General features: G+C 66.9%; 18 protein-coding genes. 5 read left to right on the forward strand and 13 right to left on the reverse strand.

Features of this window, described 5'->3' with window-relative positions; translation table 11 throughout:
- Nucleotides 1-51 precede the first annotated feature (51 nt).
- Both KDG50_08505 and KDG50_08510 read left to right on the forward strand, forming a co-directional pair.
- The gene (locus KDG50_08505) at nt 52-2,958 is read left to right on the forward strand and encodes a penicillin acylase family protein (GenBank protein ID MCB1865460.1); all 2,907 of its coding nucleotides are present in this window, start codon (nt 52-54) and stop codon (nt 2,956-2,958) included.
- Nucleotides 2,959-3,119: 161 nt separating this feature from the next.
- On the forward strand, nt 3,120-3,443 hold the full coding sequence (locus tag KDG50_08510) for a DUF962 domain-containing protein (GenBank protein ID MCB1865461.1): 324 nt from the start codon (nt 3,120-3,122) through the stop codon (nt 3,441-3,443).
- A gap of 154 nt (nt 3,444-3,597) precedes the next feature.
- Here KDG50_08510 and KDG50_08515 read toward each other — a convergent pair whose 3' ends face one another.
- Entirely contained in the window at nt 3,598-5,346 is a 1,749-nt protein-coding gene (locus KDG50_08515; GenBank protein ID MCB1865462.1) for an OmpA family protein, read from the reverse strand.
- Nucleotides 5,347-5,569: 223 nt separating this feature from the next.
- On the opposite strand from KDG50_08515, the gene KDG50_08520 reads away from it, so the two are divergent.
- Complete coding sequence (locus tag KDG50_08520) at nt 5,570-5,929, forward strand: CbiX/SirB N-terminal domain-containing protein (protein MCB1865463.1); 360 nt, start codon at nt 5,570-5,572, stop codon at nt 5,927-5,929.
- A 37-nt stretch (nt 5,930-5,966) separates the two neighbouring features.
- On the opposite strand, the gene purD is transcribed toward KDG50_08520, so the two are convergent.
- The 12 genes from purD to KDG50_08580 form a co-directional block, all read right to left on the reverse strand.
- Complete coding sequence (gene purD / locus KDG50_08525) at nt 5,967-7,265, reverse strand: phosphoribosylamine--glycine ligase (GenBank protein MCB1865464.1); 1,299 nt, start codon at nt 7,263-7,265, stop codon at nt 5,967-5,969.
- Nucleotides 7,266-7,270: 5 nt separating this feature from the next.
- Nucleotides 7,271-8,830, reverse strand: a complete 1,560-nt coding sequence (gene purH, locus KDG50_08530; protein MCB1865465.1) for a bifunctional phosphoribosylaminoimidazolecarboxamide formyltransferase/IMP cyclohydrolase — start codon at nt 8,828-8,830, stop codon at nt 7,271-7,273.
- Nucleotides 8,831-8,910: 80 nt separating this feature from the next.
- Nucleotides 8,911-9,201, reverse strand: a complete 291-nt coding sequence (gene fis / locus KDG50_08535; protein ID MCB1865466.1) for a DNA-binding transcriptional regulator Fis — start codon at nt 9,199-9,201, stop codon at nt 8,911-8,913.
- Nucleotides 9,122-10,132 (reverse strand): tRNA dihydrouridine synthase DusB, encoded by a 1,011-nt coding sequence (gene dusB / locus KDG50_08540; GenBank protein ID MCB1865467.1) that lies wholly within the window; start codon nt 10,130-10,132, stop codon nt 9,122-9,124. Before dusB ends, fis begins: the two co-directional genes overlap by 80 nt.
- A 55-nt stretch (nt 10,133-10,187) precedes the next feature.
- Nucleotides 10,188-11,105 (reverse strand): zinc-ribbon and DUF3426 domain-containing protein, encoded by a 918-nt coding sequence (locus KDG50_08545; GenBank protein ID MCB1865468.1) that lies wholly within the window; start codon nt 11,103-11,105, stop codon nt 10,188-10,190.
- A 1-nt stretch (nt 11,106) separates the two neighbouring features.
- Nucleotides 11,107-11,982 carry a 50S ribosomal protein L11 methyltransferase gene (prmA, locus tag KDG50_08550; protein ID MCB1865469.1) on the reverse strand — a complete coding sequence of 292 codons (876 nt, stop codon included), beginning with the start codon at nt 11,980-11,982 and terminating at the stop codon, nt 11,107-11,109.
- Nucleotides 11,982-13,322, reverse strand: a complete 1,341-nt coding sequence (accC, locus tag KDG50_08555) for an acetyl-CoA carboxylase biotin carboxylase subunit (protein MCB1865470.1) — start codon at nt 13,320-13,322, stop codon at nt 11,982-11,984. Before accC ends, prmA begins: the two co-directional genes overlap by 1 nt.
- A gap of 26 nt (nt 13,323-13,348) precedes the next feature.
- Entirely contained in the window at nt 13,349-13,825 is a 477-nt protein-coding gene (locus tag KDG50_08560; GenBank protein MCB1865471.1) for an acetyl-CoA carboxylase biotin carboxyl carrier protein, read from the reverse strand.
- A gap of 34 nt (nt 13,826-13,859) precedes the next feature.
- Nucleotides 13,860-14,306, reverse strand: a complete 447-nt coding sequence (gene aroQ / locus KDG50_08565; protein MCB1865472.1) for a type II 3-dehydroquinate dehydratase — start codon at nt 14,304-14,306, stop codon at nt 13,860-13,862.
- Nucleotides 14,307-14,469: 163 nt separating this feature from the next.
- Nucleotides 14,470-15,027: a TlpA family protein disulfide reductase gene (locus KDG50_08570; GenBank protein MCB1865473.1), complete on the reverse strand. Its 558-nt coding sequence runs from the start codon at nt 15,025-15,027 to the stop codon at nt 14,470-14,472.
- A gap of 43 nt (nt 15,028-15,070) precedes the next feature.
- Entirely contained in the window at nt 15,071-17,581 is a 2,511-nt protein-coding gene (gene dsbD, locus KDG50_08575) for a protein-disulfide reductase DsbD (protein ID MCB1865474.1), read from the reverse strand.
- Entirely contained in the window at nt 17,578-17,904 is a 327-nt protein-coding gene (locus KDG50_08580; GenBank protein ID MCB1865475.1) for a divalent-cation tolerance protein CutA, read from the reverse strand. Before KDG50_08580 ends, dsbD begins: the two co-directional genes overlap by 4 nt.
- A 103-nt stretch (nt 17,905-18,007) precedes the next feature.
- On the opposite strand from KDG50_08580, the gene KDG50_08585 reads away from it, so the two are divergent.
- Together KDG50_08585 and groES are read left to right on the forward strand one after the other, a co-directional pair.
- On the forward strand, nt 18,008-18,451 hold the full coding sequence (locus KDG50_08585; GenBank protein ID MCB1865476.1) for an FxsA family protein: 444 nt from the start codon (nt 18,008-18,010) through the stop codon (nt 18,449-18,451).
- A 225-nt stretch (nt 18,452-18,676) separates the two neighbouring features.
- Nucleotides 18,677-18,967 (forward strand): co-chaperone GroES, encoded by a 291-nt coding sequence (gene groES, locus KDG50_08590; protein MCB1865477.1) that lies wholly within the window; start codon nt 18,677-18,679, stop codon nt 18,965-18,967.

Raw genomic sequence — 18,967 nt, forward strand, 5'->3', positions numbered from 1 at the left:
ACTTGAAGAACAAGGACCACCGCCAAAGCAAGCCGCCGGAGTCACGACGCCATGAAGCGAATTCGCCAGATCGTACGCGCAGGGTTGGGTGCACTGTCACTGTCGTTGACACTGGCCTCGGCCGGCGTCCACGCCGCCGCCCTGGTGCTTCCCGGACTGAACGGACCGGCCAGTCTCGACACCGATGCCGCGGGCCAGCCCGTCATCACCGCCACCAATGACGCGGACGCCTGCTTCGTGCTCGGCTGGTCCCATGCATCGAACCGCTTGTATCAAATGGACGTGCTGCGCCGCGCAGCCAGCGGCACCCTTGCCGAACTGCTTGGCAGTGCCGTCCTTGAACAGGACGTGCAATTGCGCACCCTGGGGCTGCGGCGTGCGGCGGAACGATCCGAAACCGTACTTTCGGCCACCGACCTCGCGTGCCTGCAGGCCTACGCCGCTGCGATCAATACGCTGATCGCCGTGGCGCCGCAGCTTCCACCGGAATACGGCGCGCTGGAACTCACGAAGGCGGGCATTCCGGCATGGACACCAACCGACACCCTGGCGATCGTCAAGCTGCTGACGTTTCAGCTCGGCGTAAGCTTGGTTGATATCGATCGCACGATTGCATTGCTGACATTGCAGGGGGTAGGCGCAGCAACCGGCTTTGATGGTGCCGCAGCGTTCTTTGAGGAACTCTGGCGCGCCGCTCCGTTCGAGTCTGCCCCGACGATCCCCGATTACTTCGATGACATGGGCAAGGCCCCCACCCCGCTCGCGGCGGCCGCAATTGAGCAGGGAAAACTGCTCGCGCAGCTGAAGCAGTTTCGGTCGCAGGTGGACTCCAACCCGCTGTTGCAGGCGGCACTCAGGCCGACCTCGAGTTCGATGGGCAGCAACATGATGTTGGTCGCTGGCGCGCTGACGGAATCCGGCTATCCGATGTTCGCGAACGACCCGCACCAACCGCTGGAAAATCCGTCGCTGTTCTTTCCGATTGCGAGTCTGGACGTGACGGATGCACAAACGCCGTACTGGGTTTCAGGCGTCAGCTTCCCGGGCGTACCAGGGTTCGGCCAAGGCTGCACCGCAAGCTACTGCTGGGGCTCGACCGTCAATCGCGTGGACCAGACCGACGTCTTTCAGCTGAAACTGCAGATCGATCCGCAGGCTGGCGTTCCGGTCGCGTACTTTGTCGAGAACATGCCGCGCCCGCTGCAGCTGATTCCGCAGACCTACAAGGTCAACCTGATCAAAAATACCGTGTTCGACGACGTGGTCGACTCCGGAATCACCCCACAGGATCCCGGGGGCCTGACCCTGATCGCGCCGGATTTCGGACCCATCGTCAACGTCGATTTCAGCGACCCGACCAATGTCACCGCGCTGGCGGTGGCCAGTGTCATCCAGTTCGCTACGCAGGAGTTCCACTTTTTCCGCCAGCTGCCGTTCGTGAATTCACCGCAGAACTTTCGCGCCGCGCTGGAGTACTTCGACGTGGGTTCACAGAACTGGGGCTACGCGGACAACGCCGGCAACATCGCCTATTTCACGATGGCGGAGATTCCACTTCGCACGGACCTGCAGATGGACAAGGTCGCCGGCCTTGGCCCGGGTTTCATCCGCAACGGCAATGACCCGATGACCCACTGGGCTGCGCTGGCCAACCCGCAGCCCAACCAGGCAACGCCGTTCGAGATCCTGCCCTACGATGAGTTGCCGAACGAGATCAATCCGACACGCGGTTACATCATCAACGCCAACAGCGACCCGGTCGGAACGACTGCGGACAACAACCCCCTGAACCAGTGGCGGGCCGGTGGCGGAATCTATTATCTCAACGAAGGCAGCACCTATTACGGCGGATATCGCCAGGTGCGCATGGCCACGCGGATCGCCGAGGTTGTGGAGAACGATCAGCGGAAGTTCACGCTCGATGACATGATCTCGATCCAGGGCGAGACCAAACTGCACGACGCCTCGGTGTTCGTGCCGTACATCGTCCAGGCCCTGGTGAACGCCCAGCGTCCGGAAGCCGAGCTGCCCTTGAAGGCACTGCTGCTCGTGCCGAATCTCGTCGCGGCCGTACAGCGGCTCGCGGCGTGGGATTTCTCGACGCCGACCGGAACGGATGACGGATTTGATTTCGGCGACAACCCGGCGCAACCCGGCCCGCCGTCGGACGCGGAGATCGCCAACAGCGTCGCCGCTACGCTTTATAGCGGTTGGCGCGACTTCATCGTTCGCGGCACGTTTGACCTGCTGTTCGGCACCCTGGAGACCTTCACGAAGGTAGACGGGCTCGCGGACGACGTCCTGCCGGAACCGGAATCGCGCATACGAGCCCTGCGCCACGTGCTCGAGAATTTCGATGCCTTCAAGGGCGGCAGCGCCAGCAAGCTGTTCTATTTCTTCGGCACGCCCGGCATCAACAGTGTCGCCGATGCGCGCGACTTCGTGATCCTGCTTGCGATGAAGAACGCGCTCGATCAGTTTGCGAGCCCGGCATTCGACGGCGCGTTCGGTCAGTCGAAAAACCTCGATGACTACCGCTGGGGCATGCTGCACCGCATCGTGTTCAAGCACACGCTGGGGGATTTCGAGCCATTGCTGAACGTCCCGCCCGGCGCAAACACGGTCGATGCGTTGCAGGGTTTTGCCGTCGACGGCGGAACGCTCAGCATTGATCTCGCAACGAGCGATCGGCTGCGTGCCGACACGCCCGCGGACTACCAGTTCAATATGGGGCCAGCACGGCGTTTCGTTGCGCACCTGGTACCGCCGGAAATGGGTCCGATCCAGGCCCAACAGATCACGCCCCTCGGCGCCAGCGGTATCCCGAATCCGGCCGATCCGTTCTATGCGAACCAGACGCCGCTATGGCTGACCAACCGGTTTCTGCCGCTGCCGACCGGGAAACCCGATCCGGCCGGTCTGATTGCGGGCGACGAGTTCCTGCCGCTTGTTCCTTAACAGTCTGTTGGCGCGAGACAGGGATGTCTCGCTCGAAAATCGAACACACACGTGTTGGATTTTTGGGAGCAACCGAATACCGCGCTTTTCGGCTGCGATGTTGAAAAGGCCACGGATGGGCCTTTTTCAACAGCCTTTTACCAGTCGGGCGATCTTCTGAAATGAACCGGACGGACGAACGCTTCGAGAACTTCGAAGCGTTCTATCCGTTTTATCTCTCACAGCATGCCGACCTGCGTTGCCGGCGCATGCATTTCGCCGGCCTTGTGTTCGCGTTCGCGGCGCTGCTGATGGCGGCACTCACGCAAAACGCCTGGTGGCTGCTGGCCGGCCTGGTGGCCGGCTACGGATTTGCATGGATCGGCCATGCCGCGTTCGAACACAACCGGCCGGCGACGTTTTCGCATCCCTGGTACAGCCTGCGCGGGGACTTGCGAATGTTTCGCGAGATGCTGACTGGCCGGATTGGTCTGACAAAGCGCTGATCAATTCACCCTGACTTGCCAGAACCTTCCTGAGCCAAAAGCGCGGTTGTTCGGTTGATTGCATTCCCGACGGCTTGCCGCCGTCGCAAAGGGCGGCACTTCCCTGTGCCGCCAGAGGTTCGTATCTGATCAGGGCCGCGCCGGGCGCGTGGCCCTACTCGACCCGACGCAGTTCCACGCGACGATTGGCCGCACGCCCGGCGGCATCGGCATTGTCGGCGACGGGTTCCGTCTCGCCATAACCACGTGCGCCGAGCCGCTCACCGGCCACGCCGTGTTCGATCAGATACTCGCGCACGGCCTCGGCGCGGCGCTGCGAAAGGCGCAGGTTATAGCCGTCATCGCCCGCCGCATCGGTGTGACCGGCGACTTCGAGCTTCAGGGTTGCGTGGATGTTCAGCGTTGCGGCCACCTGATCCAGGATCGCGCGCGATTCCTCGCGCAACACAGCGGAATCCGTTTTGAACTGCACGCCCTCGAGCGCAATCGCCGCGTTGTCGGGACAGCCGGTTGCGCCGACAGCCAGTCCGGCCGGGGTGGCAGGGCAGAGGTCCGCGCGGTCCGCGACGCCGTCGGTGTCGGCATCGGGCTCACAGCCGTTCGCCAGCACCGACGCGCCGGCCACGGTTTCTGCGCAGCGGTCTTCGGCATCGACCACGCCGTCACCGTCGCTGTCGCGGGTGGCTGCCTCGAGGGCGGCCAATTGGTTGGCGAGCGCTTCGCGCTCGACCCGAATACCGGCGCAGTCCGCAAGCTGCGTTTCCAGCTCGGCGATGCGGGCGCCCTGCGCCGCGCGGCTTGCGGCGAATTCGGCGGCACAAGCCGCGGCCTGCTGGTCGCCTTGGGCGATGCGGGCCTCCTGATCCCGGGCCGCCATGCGCGCAGTGACGAGTTCCTGTTGTGCAGCACTCAGGCTGACCTCAAGCTCGGCGATCCGCCCACGCAGCCCTGCGAGTTCCCGTTCTCCAGCGGTTACCTCGGCACGCAGGCGATCGGCTTCGACCGCTGCCGACCGGTCGCGCGCATCCGCGGCCTTGCTCGCCGCGGCCAGCGCCGTCTGCGCGTCCGCGGCGGCCACTTCGGCCGCAGCGATGCGCTCGCGACCGGATGCGACCGTCTCGCGCAGCCGACGGAGCTGATCGGCGTCGGCCGAGCGCGCCGCGTCCGCTGCCTCGGCGCCAGCCTTCGCTCGGGCCCGCTCGGCCTCAAGCTCGCGTTCGAGCGCGGCGCCCCTGCCGGCCTGTTCCGCCAGCTGTCGCTGAAGTTCCTCCACGCGTGCCTCGGCCGCGGCACGCTGGGCGTCCAGCGCCTGGGTGCGCTGCTCCAGGCGGGCGATGCGCGCGGAGGTCTCATCCAGTGCCGTGGCGGCGCTCTGCGAGCGCTGTTGCGCGGCGGCGAACTCGGCGCGCGAGCTGGCCAGCGCGGTCTCCAGTTCGGCCCGCTGCGCGGCCGCCTGGTTCGCCGCATTGCCGGCGGCATCCTGTGCGGACGTCAGGCGCCCGGTCAGTGCGTCGATCTGGCTGCCCAGCTCGTTCTGCGTCGCCAGCGCCGCCTCGCGGGCGGCCGTGGCCTCGGCGAGCTGCGCCTTGAGTTCGGCGATTGCGCTCTGCGCGTCGGCAACGATCGCGCGCAGCTGATCGAGTTCGGTGCGGCTTTTCGTCAGTTCCTGCTCGATGGCCGAGCAGTCCGGGCCGGCCGCGACGCGCTCAGGCGTGCGGTGACATCCACCTGCGCGTGGCGCGACGCGATCCTCGAACACCATCGGCGGCGGGGGCGGCATGAGCACGATGCCCGGATCGATCATCGGCGGCGGCACATAGCGTGGCGGCGGGGGTGGCAGCGGTGGGCCGCCCCAGGGCATCTGCGCTGAAGCCAGCAGCGGCACGAACAGTGCAACTGCCACTGTGATTGTCGATCCACGTCGTTTCGGCATGCGGCCTCCCGGTTCGGCGGCACCGCTTGTCGGGGCGCCGTGTAAACGAATCATCATCAGAAACCTGTCTGCACCCGACCGTGGATCACGGCCCTGGGCACACGCAAGGGTCGGGTATTATAGGGGCTCGTGTCCTGCCCTCCACCCCGTGGGCAGGGCATCAATCACCGGAAATTTTCAGGATTTTTCAATCATGCGCGCGCTGGTACTGGTCGCTCACGGATCACGCCGCGGGGCATCCAACGACGAGGTGCGTGAGCTGGCCGCGCGACTCGCCGCACAGGCCGGTGCACGTTTCGAACTGGTGCGCGCGGCGTTTCTGGAACTGGCCGAGCCATCGATCCCGGACGGCATCACGCAGTGCGTGCGCGACGGCGCAGGCGAGGTTGTCGTGCTGCCGTATTTCTTGTCCGCCGGACGCCATGTCGCAACCGACATTCCCGCAGCGGTGGACGAGGCAAGGGCCGCAAACCCCGACGCAGACATTCGACTTGCGCCGTACCTGGGCCAGTCGGCCGTATTGGCGACCGCGCTGCTGGAACTGGCGGGATAGCAGCCGGCCCGAAGCGAAACCTGGGTTGACCGGAAACTCAGCTCGAATCGGAATCCAGATCGCGTCCGACCGCGCGATGACCAATGTCGGTGCGGTAATAGACCTCGTCCCAGCGGATCGTCGCGACGCGTTCGTAGGCGGCGACGCGCGCATCCAGGATGCGCTCGCCGAGGGCGGTCACACACAGCACACGGCCACCCGCGGTCAGCACCTGGCCGTTGTCGAGCCGCGTACCGGCGTGGAACACCTTGACGCCCGGGCTTTCGGCCTCGTCCAGCCCGGTGATCGGCGCGCCGCTGCGATAGCGTCCGGGGTAGCCGCCCGCGGCCATCACCACACCCAGCGCCGCGCGTGAATCCCAGCGCGCCTCGACCTGGTCGAGCCGCCCTTCGGTGGCGGCCACGCACAGCTCGATGAGATCGGACTTCAGCCGCATCATGATCGGCTGCGTTTCCGGGTCGCCGAACCGGCAGTTGAACTCAAGCACCTTCGGCACGCCGGCCGCATCGATCATCAGGCCGGCATACAGGAACCCGGTGTACGGTCGACCCTCCGCGGCCATGCCCGCGACGGTCGGCAGCATGACCTCGCGCATGACACGGTCGTGCATCTCGGCGGTGACGACGGGCGCCGGCGAATACGCGCCCATGCCGCCGGTGTTCGGCCCGCGATCGCCGTCGTCGCGTGCCTTGTGATCCTGCGAACTCGCCATTGCCAGGACATGCTCGCCGTCGACCATGACGATGAAGCTGGCTTCCTCGCCGCGCAGGAACTCTTCGATGACGACGCGCTGTCCAGCCGCGCCGAACGCGCCGCCGTCGAGCATGTCGCGCACCGTGTCCGACGCAACCGCAGGCGACTCGGCAATCACGACACCCTTGCCGGCGGCCAGCCCGTCGGCCTTGATCACGACCGGGAACCGCTGATTTTTAAGATAGGCCAGCGCGGGCCCGACCTCCGTGAAGCTCGCATAGGCGGCCGTGGGAATCTTGTGCCGTGCCAGGAAATCCTTCGAATAGGTCTTCGAGCCCTCGAGTTCAGCCGCGGCCGCCGTCGGACCGAACACCCGCAGCCCCGCTTCGCGGAACCGGTCGACGATGCCGATCACCAGTGGCGCTTCCGGCCCGACGATGGTCAGGCCCACCGCCTTCTCGCGCGCGAACGCGACCAGCGCATCGAGGTCGTCCGCGTCGATCGGGACATTCGTCAGGCGCGGTTCGAGCGCGGTCCCGGCGTTGCCCGGCGAGACATACACCGCCTCGGCCTGCGGCGACTGCGCGACGCGCCATGCCAGCGCGTGCTCGCGTCCGCCACCACCGACGATCAGCACATTCATCGCCGTCAGTGCCGGAAGTGGCGCATGCCGGTGAACACCATCGCCATGCCGTGTTCGTTGGCGGCCGTGACGACTTCCTCATCGCGCATGGAACCACCGGGCTGAATCACCGCGACGATGCCAGCGGCCGCGGCCTGGTCGATCCCGTCGCGAAAGGGAAAGAACGCATCGGAGGCCATGACGGCACCCTTCACTTCGAGCCCGGCGTGTTCGGCCTTGATTGCGGCGATGCGCGCGCTGTTGACGCGACTCATCTGGCCGGCGCCAACCCCGATCGTGCGTCGACCCTTCGCATAGACGATGGCGTTGGATTTGACGAATTTGGCGACCTTCCAGGCGAAGACCAGATCAACGGCCTCGTCCTTGGTTGGTGCGCGATCGGTCGCCGTGCGCAGACTCTCGCACAGCGAAAGATCGGCGTCCTGAACCAGCAGCCCGCCGTTGACGCGTTTGAAATCCAGCCGTGCGAGCGACTCGGTCCATTCCCCGGTTTCCAGCAGGCGCACGTTCTTCTTCGCGGCGACGGCCGCGACGGCGCCGGGTTCGATCGCCGGTGCGATGATGACCTCGACGAACTGCCGCTCGACGATCGCCTTCGCGGTGGCTTCATCCAGCGGCCGGTTGAACGCGATGATCCCGCCGAAGGCCGATTCCGGATCGGTTTCGAACGCCAGATCGTAGGCCCTGGCGATTTCGTCGGCCTCCGCGACTCCGCATGGATTGGCGTGTTTCACGATCACGCAGCACGGGCTCTCGAACTGCTTCACGCATTCGAGTGCGGCATCGGCGTCGGCGATGTTGTTGTAGGAGAGTTCCTTGCCCTGCAGCTGGCGTGCGGTTGCGATGCCGATCTCGGCCGGACTGTGTTCCCGATAGAACGCCGCGCCCTGATGCGGATTCTCGCCATAGCGCATCGGCTGGACGCGGACATACTGCAACGACAGGGTGCGCGGCAGATTGGTTGCCGGGGCCTTCCCGTCGTCGAGCGAGCCGAGCCAGTTTGCGATCGCGCCGTCATAGCGCCCGGTGTGTTCGAACGCGCGTGTTGCGAGGTCCAGACGCAATGCGTCGTCCAGCGCACCAGCATGCGCATCCATTGAATCCAGCACGCGCGCGTAGTCGGATGGATCGACGACCACTCCGACGCTGGCATGGTTCTTCGCGGCCGCGCGCAGCAGGGTCGGCCCGCCGATGTCGATGTTCTCGATGGCATCGGCGAATTCGCACGCCGGATTCGCCACGGTGGATTCGAACGGATACAGGTTCACGACCACCAGATCGATCGGCGCAATGCCATGCTCGCGCATGACCGCATCGTCGATGCCGCGCCGCCCCAGAATCCCGCCATGCACGCGCGGATGCAGGGTCTTCACGCGACCGTCCATCATCTCGGGGAAGCCCGTGTGCTCGGAGACGTCGGTCACCTCGACGCCTGCTTCCCTCAGCAGACGCGCGGTGCCGCCGGTCGAGAGGATCGCCACGCCACGACCAGCCAGCGCTTGCGCGAAGTCGGCGATCCCGGTCTTGTCCGATACGCTGATGAGCGCGCGCTGAATTCGGTTCACGCGGAGGTCTCCAAGGGTTCGATGAAGATTGCCTGATGTCGCTACCAGGCGCGTTGCGCGGGGCGTCGATCAGCGCCTGATCAAATCAGATTCCACTGGCGCAGCTTTTTGCGCAGCGTCGCACGACTCATGCCCAGCACCTCCGCGGCCCGACACTGATTGCCGCCACAATGCTGCATGACCGATTCCAGCAGCGGCTGCTCGACCTGACTGAGCAGCAGCTGATACAGACCGCTCGGCGGTTCGCCGTTGAGGCGGTCGAGATAGTGGTCGATCGCATCGCGCACACATTCACGCAGCGGTTCCGAACGCTTGTGCGCGGAAACCGCCAGATCGATATCCGTTTTGACTGTTGATGACTCCACGGTCATCGGCCCCCTCTGCGCCACAAGTCGGTGGAAAACACGCGCGTACGGCCGCGTATTGCGCGTTGGCGGTTTCAAGTTCATTGATTGCGGCGCGCGTCGCGCGACCGTCCGGCCGGCCCGCCAGGTACCAGCCGATATGTTTGCGTGCGATCCGCACGCCCTGCGCCTCGCCGTAGAAATCGTACAGCGCGAGCAGATGTTCGCACAGCCATGCGCCGATTTCCGCGGGCTGCGGCTCCGCGGCCGACGCGCCCGTTTCGAGCGCCCGCGCGATCGCGCCGGGCAGCCACGGCTGCCCCTGTGCCGCGCGGCCAATCATGATAGCGTCGGCGCCGGTTTCATGCAGTACCCGCCGCGCGGTCTGCAATGAATCAATGTCGCCGTTGGCGATGACCGGAATCGCGACCGCCTGCTTGACCGCCGCGATCGTTGCATACTCCGCCGCGCCGCCAAACGCGCAGGCACGCGTGCGACCGTGCACCGCAATGGCGCGCACGCCGGCGGACTCCGCAATCCGCGCGATCGCCACCGCGTTGCGGCGGGACGGGTCCGGACCGCTGCGAATCTTCAGCGTGACGGGCACGTCGACCGCGTGCACGACCGCATCGAGAATCTCCGCGACACGCTGCTCGTCCGACATCAGTGCGGAACCGGCGGCGACGCGACAGACCTTCTTCGCCGGGCAGCCCATGTTGATGTCGATGATCTCGGCGCCGTAGTCGACATTTTCGCGCGCGCAGTCGGCCATCAGCCGCGGATCGGCCCCGGCGATCTGCACCGCGATGGGGCCGGGCTCGCCGCGATGATCGCGACGCAGCCGGCTCTTGCGGGTTTCGGCGAGCAGCGGATTCGCGCTGACCATTTCGCTCACCGCGAGTCCGACGCCGAGCCGCCGGCACAGTTGTCTGAACGGCCGGTCCGTCACGCCCGCCATCGGTGCGAGCACGACGCGATTCACAATCTCGATCGGGCCGATGTTCCACACGGGATTACAGCAGGTCGATCTGAAAACCGGATGCGCGGGCGTCCGGTCGGATGATGTCCAGGCGCATGGGCATGCGCCCGGCTGGTTCGATCATCGCGGCCGCCACCGCGTATTCACCGGGCTCGAACACGCGACGCGCGAGCACCTGTCCGCCGGCCGCCATCAGGGCGAGCTGCACGCGCGGCGCGGGCTGCGCGAAGTCCGCGGTGTTCACGACCGTCAGGGTCACCTGCAGCGCGTCGGCCCGATCCGGGTCCTGCTGCACCTCGCGCGAAATCACCGCGAGCAGCGCCGGATCGCGACGCGGCGGCACGCTGCACGGCGCGATGCGGCAGAACGGTTCGAGCACGAGTCGGCTCAGCGGATAACGGTCGACGAAGGCCGGATCGGCCAGCATGAACTGCAATGCCAGCGTGACCGTGGCGATCACCGCACCGACCGACCACAGCGCGAGCCCCGTGGACGGGCGCCGCGTGGCGGGCCGGGCGTGGCGCGCGGGCGAGTGGCCGGGCGCGGCCCGCAAAACGGCCCGCAGCGTATCCGGGTCGAGCGAATCGGGCGATTCCGCCGGGCCGCTGGACGGCGCGTCGGCATCCAGATCGAACGCCGCCTGGCGCCGGGAATCGGCCGGGGCAGACGCGTCCGCCGGCCGTCGATCGGCGTCCCAGTGCAGGGGATCACTGCGGGGCGGCGATTCAACGCCCGCATCGTCGTCCGGCCGCATAACCGGTTCGGCCTCGGACCACTCCGGCAGGATCGTCTTGGGATTCAGCGGATCGTCGTCATCGCGTTCGACCTTGAGTCCGTCGAGCGCATTGAACACCTCGCGACAGCGCCCGCAGCGCACCAGCCCCTGCGCGGCCTCGATATGCTCGGGGCGCAGCCGAAACCAGACATGGCAGGCGGGACACTGGGTCAGCATGTCAGCCGCACCGGCCGGCGAGGCGTACCCAGCCGCCGCGTTCGGCCGGCGGATCGAAACGGATCGCATGCGCGTAGGCCGTCATCACGGCGTCGGCCTGTTCGGCCAGCACGCCGGACAGCGCGATGCGCCCGCCAGCGGCGAGACGCTCGATCAGCGCGGCTGCGTGTTCGACCAGGGGACCGGCAAGTACGTTGGCCACGATGACATCGTAACGCGCCGCCGGCAGCACGTCGCTGGCCGTCACGCGCGCGGCGCAGCCATTGGCGGCGGCGTTCAGTCGGGTGGCCTCGAGCGCCTGCGGGTCGATGTCCACGGCCATTGCCGCCGCGGCACCGAGCTTCAGGGCCGCGATGGAGAGAATGCCGGAGCCGCAGCCAAAATCGAGCAGTCGCTCGCCGCCGTCGATCGCGCCGTCCAGCCATGCCAGACACAAGGCCGTGGTCTCGTGGGTGCCGGTGCCGAACGCCAGCCCCGGGTCCAGTCGCACGCAGACCGCGTCCGGGTCGTCGGGTCGCTCCGCGGCATGCGGCAGCACCCACAGCCGGCGGCCGAAACGCATCGGTCGAAAGTGCGCCAGCCATTCGCGCGTCCACTCGCGTTCGGCCAGCGGCGCGAACCGCAGTGACTGGGCGGTTGCGGCGCCGAGCATCGCGGCGACGGCCTCGGCGATGCGCCCGGCGCTTTCGGTTGCTTCAAACAGTGCCGTGATCCGCGCGCTCGGCCACAGCGGTGTCGCGCCTGGTGGTGGTTCGAACAGCGGATCGTCCGCGGCGTCGCGCAGGGTGATGGCAAGCGCACCGATTGCCTCGAAGCAGGCCTCGGTGCCGGTCACCGCCTCCCGGCTGACTTCGAGCGAGACCTCGAGCCAGTCCATTACGCGCCGAGCAGCTTCTCCAGATAGTGGATGTTCACGCCACCCTTGATGAAACCGGAGTCGCGCATGATGCGCTGGTGCAGGGGCGTGTTGGTCTTGATCCCGTCGATGACGAGTTCGGACAGCGCCTGACGCATGCGCGCCAGCGCAGTTTCGCGGTCGCGGCCGTGCACGATGAGCTTGCCGATCATCGAGTCGTAGTAGGGCGGAACGACGTAACCGTTGTAGATGTGGCTGTCGACCCGCACCCCCGGTCCGCCCGGCGGGTGGAACTGGCGGATCGTGCCCGGCGAGGGCATGAAGGTCTCGGGATCCTCGGCGTTGATGCGGCACTCGATCGCGTGGCCGCGCATGCGCAGGTCCTCCTGACGGATCGACAGCGGCTCGCCGCTGGCGATCAGCAACTGCTCGCGCACGATGTCCACGCCCGTGACGAATTCGGTGACGGGGTGCTCGACCTGGACGCGCGTGTTCATTTCAATGAAATAGAACTCGCCGTCCTGGAACAGGAACTCGAAGGTGCCCGCGCCGCGGTAGCCGATCTGCCGGCAGGCCTCTGCGCAGCGTTCGCCGATGCGGGTGCGGGTGGCCTCGTCGAGTCCGGGCGCCGGCGCCTCCTCGACGACCTTCTGGTGGCGCCGCTGCATGGAACAGTCACGCTCGCCCAGATGTACGGCGTTGCCGTGCGTGTCGGCCAGCAACTGGATCTCGACGTGCCGCGGGTGATCCAGGAACTTCTCCATGTACACGGTCGCATTGCCGAACGCGGCATGCGCCTCGGCGCGGGTCAGCGCGATGGCGTTCAGCAGCGTCGCCTCGGAATTCACCACACGCATGCCGCGGCCGCCGCCGCCGCCGGCGGCCTTGATGATCACCGGATAGCCGATCGTGCGGCCGATGCGCAGGCTCTCGTCCGGATCATCGCCCAGCGGACCGTCGGAACCGGGCACGCAGGGCACGCCGGATTCGCGCATCGCCCGGATCGCGGCGACCTTGTCGCCCATGAGGCGGATGGTGTCCGGCCGCGGGCCGACGAACACGAAGCCGCTGGATTCCACACGTTCGGCGAAATCGGCGTTCTCCGACAGGAACCCGTAGCCCGGGTGGATTGCCACCGAGTCGGTCAGTTCCGCGGCGCTGATCAGCGCCGGGACGTTCAGATAGCTGTCGGCCGCGCGCGCCGGACCCACGCAGACCGACTCGTCTGCGAGCCGCACGTGCATGAGATTGCGGTCGACATCGGAATGCACCGACACCGACTTGATGCCGAGTTCACGACAGGCGCGCAGGATACGCAGCGCAATCTCGCCGCGATTTGCGATCAGGACTTTTTCGAGCATGGGCCGTTACCGGGCGCGCTGGCGCCTCAGTCGATGTAAAACAGGACCTGGTCGTACTCGACCGGCTGGGCGTTTTCCACGCAGATCTCCGTAATCACACCCGCGCGATCGGCGGTGATCTGGTTGAGGATCTTCATCGCCTCGATGATGCAGAGCGTGTCACCGGCCGACACCCGCTGGCCGACCTCGATGAACGGTTTGGCGCCGGGTGACGGCGCCGCGTAGTAGGTGCCGACCATCGGCGAAGTCACCGGGTCGCCATCGTGCACCGGCGCGGCGGGTTCGCTCGATGTGCTGGCACCGGCGCCCGAGGCCGCCGGCGCGGGCTGCGCCCCGGGCATTCCGCCCATGGGAATGGGCCAGGGCGCGGCAAAGCCCATCGGCGGGGCGCTGGTCGAATTGCGCGAGATGCGGATGGACTCCTCGCCCTCGTGGATCTCGATCTCGGCGACGTTGGATTCGTCCAACAGCTCGATCAGTTTCTTGACCTTGCGAATATCCATCGGCACAAAGGTTCTCGTCTGGTTGGGTTGTGCTTCAGCCGGCGGCCGACAGGCGGTTGAGCGCCGCGGCAAGCGCCAGCTCGTAGCCGGCCGCCCCGAGGCCGGAGATCACACCGACGGCGATGTCGGACAGGTACGAGCGGTGGCGAAACGCCTCGCGCGCGAACACGTTCGACAGGTGCACCTCGATGAACGGCAGCGCGGTGGCGGCGAACGCATCGCGCAGGGCGATCGAGGTGTGCGTGAACGCCCCGGGATTGATGATCACGAACCGGCAGCCCCGGGCCGGTGCGGTCTGGATGCGCCCGACCAGCTCATGCTCGGCGTTGGACTGAAAGCTGTCGAGTTCGAAGCCGGCTTCCGCAGCCAGTCCGGCGAGCCGCGCGTCGATTTCGGCCAGGGTCGTGCGGCCGTAGATTTCGGGCTCGCGGGTGCCGAGCAGGTTCAGGTTCGGACCATGCAGGACGAGAATCGAGGCCACTGGACTGGTGCTTCTCGCTGGAGGTTGCCGGGGGTTGGGCGCCGCTTGGCACCGCGCGCCCATCATGACCGGGCACCAGCGCCATGTCCAGTTGTTTACATGCAGTTTTTCGACATTTGCGCGACATTCCCTGCCGGATCGCGCACCAACTGAACCGCCGCCGCTATAGCAGGGGCTTGATCACGGCCTCCGCTTCGGCGTGCTGGACGAGCCCCGAGAACACCCGTTTGAGCCTTCCGTCGCGATCGAAGACCACGGTATAGGGCAGCCCGCCGTATTCGTTGCCGAACGCACGCGCCAGCTCCGAGCCCGCTTCATCGCCGAGCAGGATCGGGTAGCTGATCCCGTAGCGGGAGACGAACTCGCGGACCGCCTGCTCGTCATCGGTCGCGATCCCGACGAACTGCAGGCCGGCCGCGCCGTACTGGTTCTGCAGGTCGACGAAGCCCGGAATTTCCGCGCGGCACGGCGGGCACCAGGTCGCCCAGAAATTCACCACCAGCACCTTGCCGCGCCACTCGCGCGCGTCGCGCTCGCGGCCTTCGAGGTCGAGAAACCGAAATTCCGCGACCTGTTCGACCGGCTTGGGCTGCACCAGCGTGCGCATCTCCGGCGCCGGCGGCGGTACGGCCGGACGCAGGTACAGGCCGGCCGCGACCCCGGCGGCCACGCCGAGCGCCGCAATCGCGGCGATCGCCAGACCGCGGCCCGGCGCGTTCAACGCCGGGTCGACCGCGGGATCGACAGGCAGCGGGACACGCGCGTCATCCGCCGGCGCCCTGCGCGGCGGTCTTGAAATGCTCGACGTGCGTGACGAACGCCTCGGCCGGCACGAAGCCGACCTTGCGGTAGGCCCGCAGCTCGGTGCCGTCCGGTGTGAAAAACAGAATCGCCGGCGGCCCGATCAGGCCGAAGCGCTTCAGCAGCGCCTGGTCGGCCGCGTCGTTGTCGGTGACGTCGGTCTGTAGTACGAGGAAACTCGAAAGCGACTGGACGACCTTCGCATCGCTGAAGGTGTAGTGCTCGAGTTCCTTGCAGGAGATGCACCAGTCCGCATAGAAATCCAGCATCACCGGCTGGCCACGCGCGGCGGCCTGCGCGAGCGCGGCATCCAGCCCGTCCGTGCCCTTGACCTTCTGGAAGCCCAGCGCGGGGGCAGGCGCGGCGGTGCCCGCCGCGCCCCCGGTGGCGACTGACGAGGTCAGGCCACGCAGCGGCTGCCAGACCTCGCGCGCGCCGCTGGCCGCACCGATGATCTGCAGCGCGCCGTACAGCGCGACGACCACGCCGAGCGATTTCCAGAACCTGCGCCAGCCGTTCGGCCCGTCGCGGCCGACCGGGTCCAGCGCACCGAGGTAGACGCCGCTGGCGATCAGCAGCGTGCCCCAGAGCAACAGGGTCACGCCGACCGGCAGGATGCGTTCGAGCAGCCAGATGGCGACTGCCAGCAGGCCGACGCCGAAGAAGGCCTTCACCGCGTCCATCCACACGCCGGCCCGCGGCAGCAGCTTGCCGGCCGAGGTGCCGATCGCGAGCAGCGGCGCGCCCATGCCCATGGACAGCGCGAACAGCGCCGTGCCGCCGAGCACCGCATCGCCGGTCTGGCCGATGACGATGAGCGCGCCGATCAGCGGTGCGGTCACGCACGGACCGACGATCAGCGCCGACAGGAAGCCCATGACCGCGACGCCCGTCAGGCTGCCGCCCTGCTGGCGATTCGAGACATTGCTGAGCCAGCTCTGCACCTTGCCCGGCATCTGCAGCTCGTAGAAGCCGAACATCGACAGCGACAGCAGCACGAAGATCGCCGCGAAGATCGACAGGACCCAGGGGTTCTGGAACCAGATCTGCAGGTTCGCGCCGCCGAGCCCCGCGAGCACGCCGACCACCGTGTAGGTCAGCCCCATCGCCAGCACGTAGACCAGCGACAGCACGAAGGCCTTGCGCGTGGTCAGCTTGTCGCCCTGGCCGATGATGATGCCGGACAGGATCGGAATCATCGGGAACACGCAGGGCGTGAACGCGAGCCCCAGGCCGAGCAGGAAGAACAGCCCGGCCGACACGATCAGCGGTTTTTCGAGCAGGAACTTCGCAAGTTCGTCCTGTTCGCTCTCCGGCGGCGCCGCCACCGGGGCGGCCGGCGCGGCCGCAACCGGCGCGGGCGCGGAAGCGGTCTGGGCCGGCGCCGCTACAACTGGTGTTGCCACCACGGGCGCGGCGGCCACGGCCGTCGCGCGCGAATCGACCGTCGTCGCCGGAAGCTCGATCGCGATGGTCTTTTTGATCGGCGGGTAACACACACCACGCTCGGCGCAGCCCTGGTAGGCGGCCTTCAGATCGAGCGCGAGCGGACCACCGGCGGCGCGCTCGACGGCGACATCGGCCGTGATCAACCCGTGATAGACCTCGACCGTGCCGAAGCTCGGGTCGTCCTTGGTCTCGCCGCGCGGCAGTTCCACCGTGCCGAGGCGTGCGTCGGCACCGACGAGTTCGAGCTTGATCTTGTCGCGGTACAGGTAGTAGCCCGGCGCGGCCTGGAACTGCATGCGCAGCCGGTTGCCGTCGACGACCTCCGGGATGAACTGGAACGCCTGGTCGGGCGGCAGCAGGTCGTCCTCGTCGTCGTTGAATCCGAGCGACCGGCTGAGTGAAGTCAGCCCGTCGAGCGCCGATCCGCCAAACGGCCCCGCGGCCGGCGCGGTATCGCCCAGCGCAGGCGCGAGCCCGGCGACGGCAAGCGGCGTGGCGGGAACTGCGTCGGCCAGCGGCGCCAGCGCCGTCGCGGCCAGCGCCGGGGCGCCGGCGACCGGAATGACCGCGGCGGGGGCGCCCGCCAGCGCGATGGTCACGGTCTGGTGAAACGGCGGATAGCAGACACCGATATCCGCGCAGCCCTGCACCGTGGTTTTCAGATCCAGGGCGTCGGGCAACGGGTCGGCTTGATACGGCACATCGATCGACACCGCCCCGCGGAAGATCTCGATATCGCCGAAAAACGGGTCGTTCTTCTTTTCGCCCGGCGGGATGATCGGGTCGCCCAGGGTCACGCCCTCGGTCGTGCCCAGCACCTTGAACTTGGACCGGTACAGGTAGTAGCCATCGGCGACGCGCCAGCTCAGGCGCACCGCGCCGTCGACGAGCTGCGGAGCCTGAAGTGCGAAGGCCTGTTCCGGCGGCAGCAGGTCGTCGTCTGTGATCGCTCCGGCCGCGCCGGCCCACAGGGCGGCGAAAATCCACAGCAGGGCGCGCCAGCGCGCCGCAAACGCGTCAATCATGATTTCACGGACTCCCGCACCCAGTTCAGATAGTTCTCGAAGCCGCCGACCACGGGCAGGGCGATCAGCTCGGGTAGCTCGTAGCGATGCAGCTCACGCACGCGCGCGGTGACCGCATCCAGGTTTGCGGTCGTGGTCTTGATGACCAGCAGCACCTCGGGGTCGCAACAGACCTCGCCCTTCCAACGATAGGTGGACCGCAGCCCGCCGATCAGGTTCACGCAGGCGGCCAGTCGTCCGCCCACCAGGGCGTCGGCGATCGCCCCGGCGACGATCTCGTCCGGGCAGGTGCACAGCGCCACTACAACGTCGGTTTCTGCCATCCGGCCAAGATACACCAAGGCCCTCGACGCACCCTAGCGGGACTAGTCAAATCCGGCCAACGGTCTTGTATGGTTACGGTTTCGCCCCATCTGGGACTGCGTAATGCAACTGTCCGGCCCTCTCGCACTGGCGCTGTTCGTCGCCGTACCCGTCACCGAGCTGTATCTGCTGATTCAGGTCGGCGGCGTGATCGGCGCGCTGCCGACGATTGGTCTGGTGCTGCTGACCGCCGCAGTTGGCGTGAGCCTGTTGCGCCAGCAGGGCATGGCAACCCTTGCACGGGCGCGCGAGCGCATCGATGCCGGAACGCTGCCTGCCGCCGAGCTGCTCGAGGGCGTCGCGCTGCTGGTCGCGGGCGCTCTGCTGCTCACCCCCGGGTTCGTGACCGACACGATCGGCTTTCTGCTCCTGATCCCAGCCAGCCGCCGCGCGCTGGTCCGCGCTCTCATCGACCGTGGAGTGATCCATGTCGCCGGCCGGCCCGGCGCCCGACCGGCGAGCGGCAACACCATCGAGGGCGAGTTCGAACGCCGGGATGACCTGTAAGCGGTTGATTTCAATAATCGCCAAGGCTTCAGCGGCCTCAGTCCAGACCGGCATCCTCGCCCTCGCCCGATCCTCCGAACCACGCCGGCCTGGAAAAATTTCCCATCTCCGCCCTTGACATCCGCGGCGCCGCTCCTACCATTGGCACTCGCTTTTGGTGAGTGCTAACAATTTTCCGCACTCGTTTTTCTCATTGCATCTCTCGTTAAGGAGGAGCTGGCAGCAATGAATATCCGTCCCCTGCACGATCGCGTCGTGGTCCGTCGTCTCGACGAAGAGCGCAAAAGCCCCGGTGGCATCGTGATCCCGGACTCCGCGACCGAAAAGCCGATCCAGGGCGAAGTCCTCGCCATCGGCAACGGCAAGATTCTCGAAAGTGGTGAGAAGCGCCCGCTCGACGTCAAGGTCGGCGACAAGATCCTGTTCGGCAAGTACTCCGGCACCGAGGTCAAGCTCGACGGCCAGGAGCTGGTCGTGATGCGCGAAGACGACATCATGGCCGTGCTGGTCAGTTGA

It is taken from the genome of Chromatiales bacterium, assembly GCA_020445605.1.
Taxonomy (GTDB): Bacteria; Pseudomonadota; Gammaproteobacteria; order JAGRGH01; family JAGRGH01; genus JAGRGH01.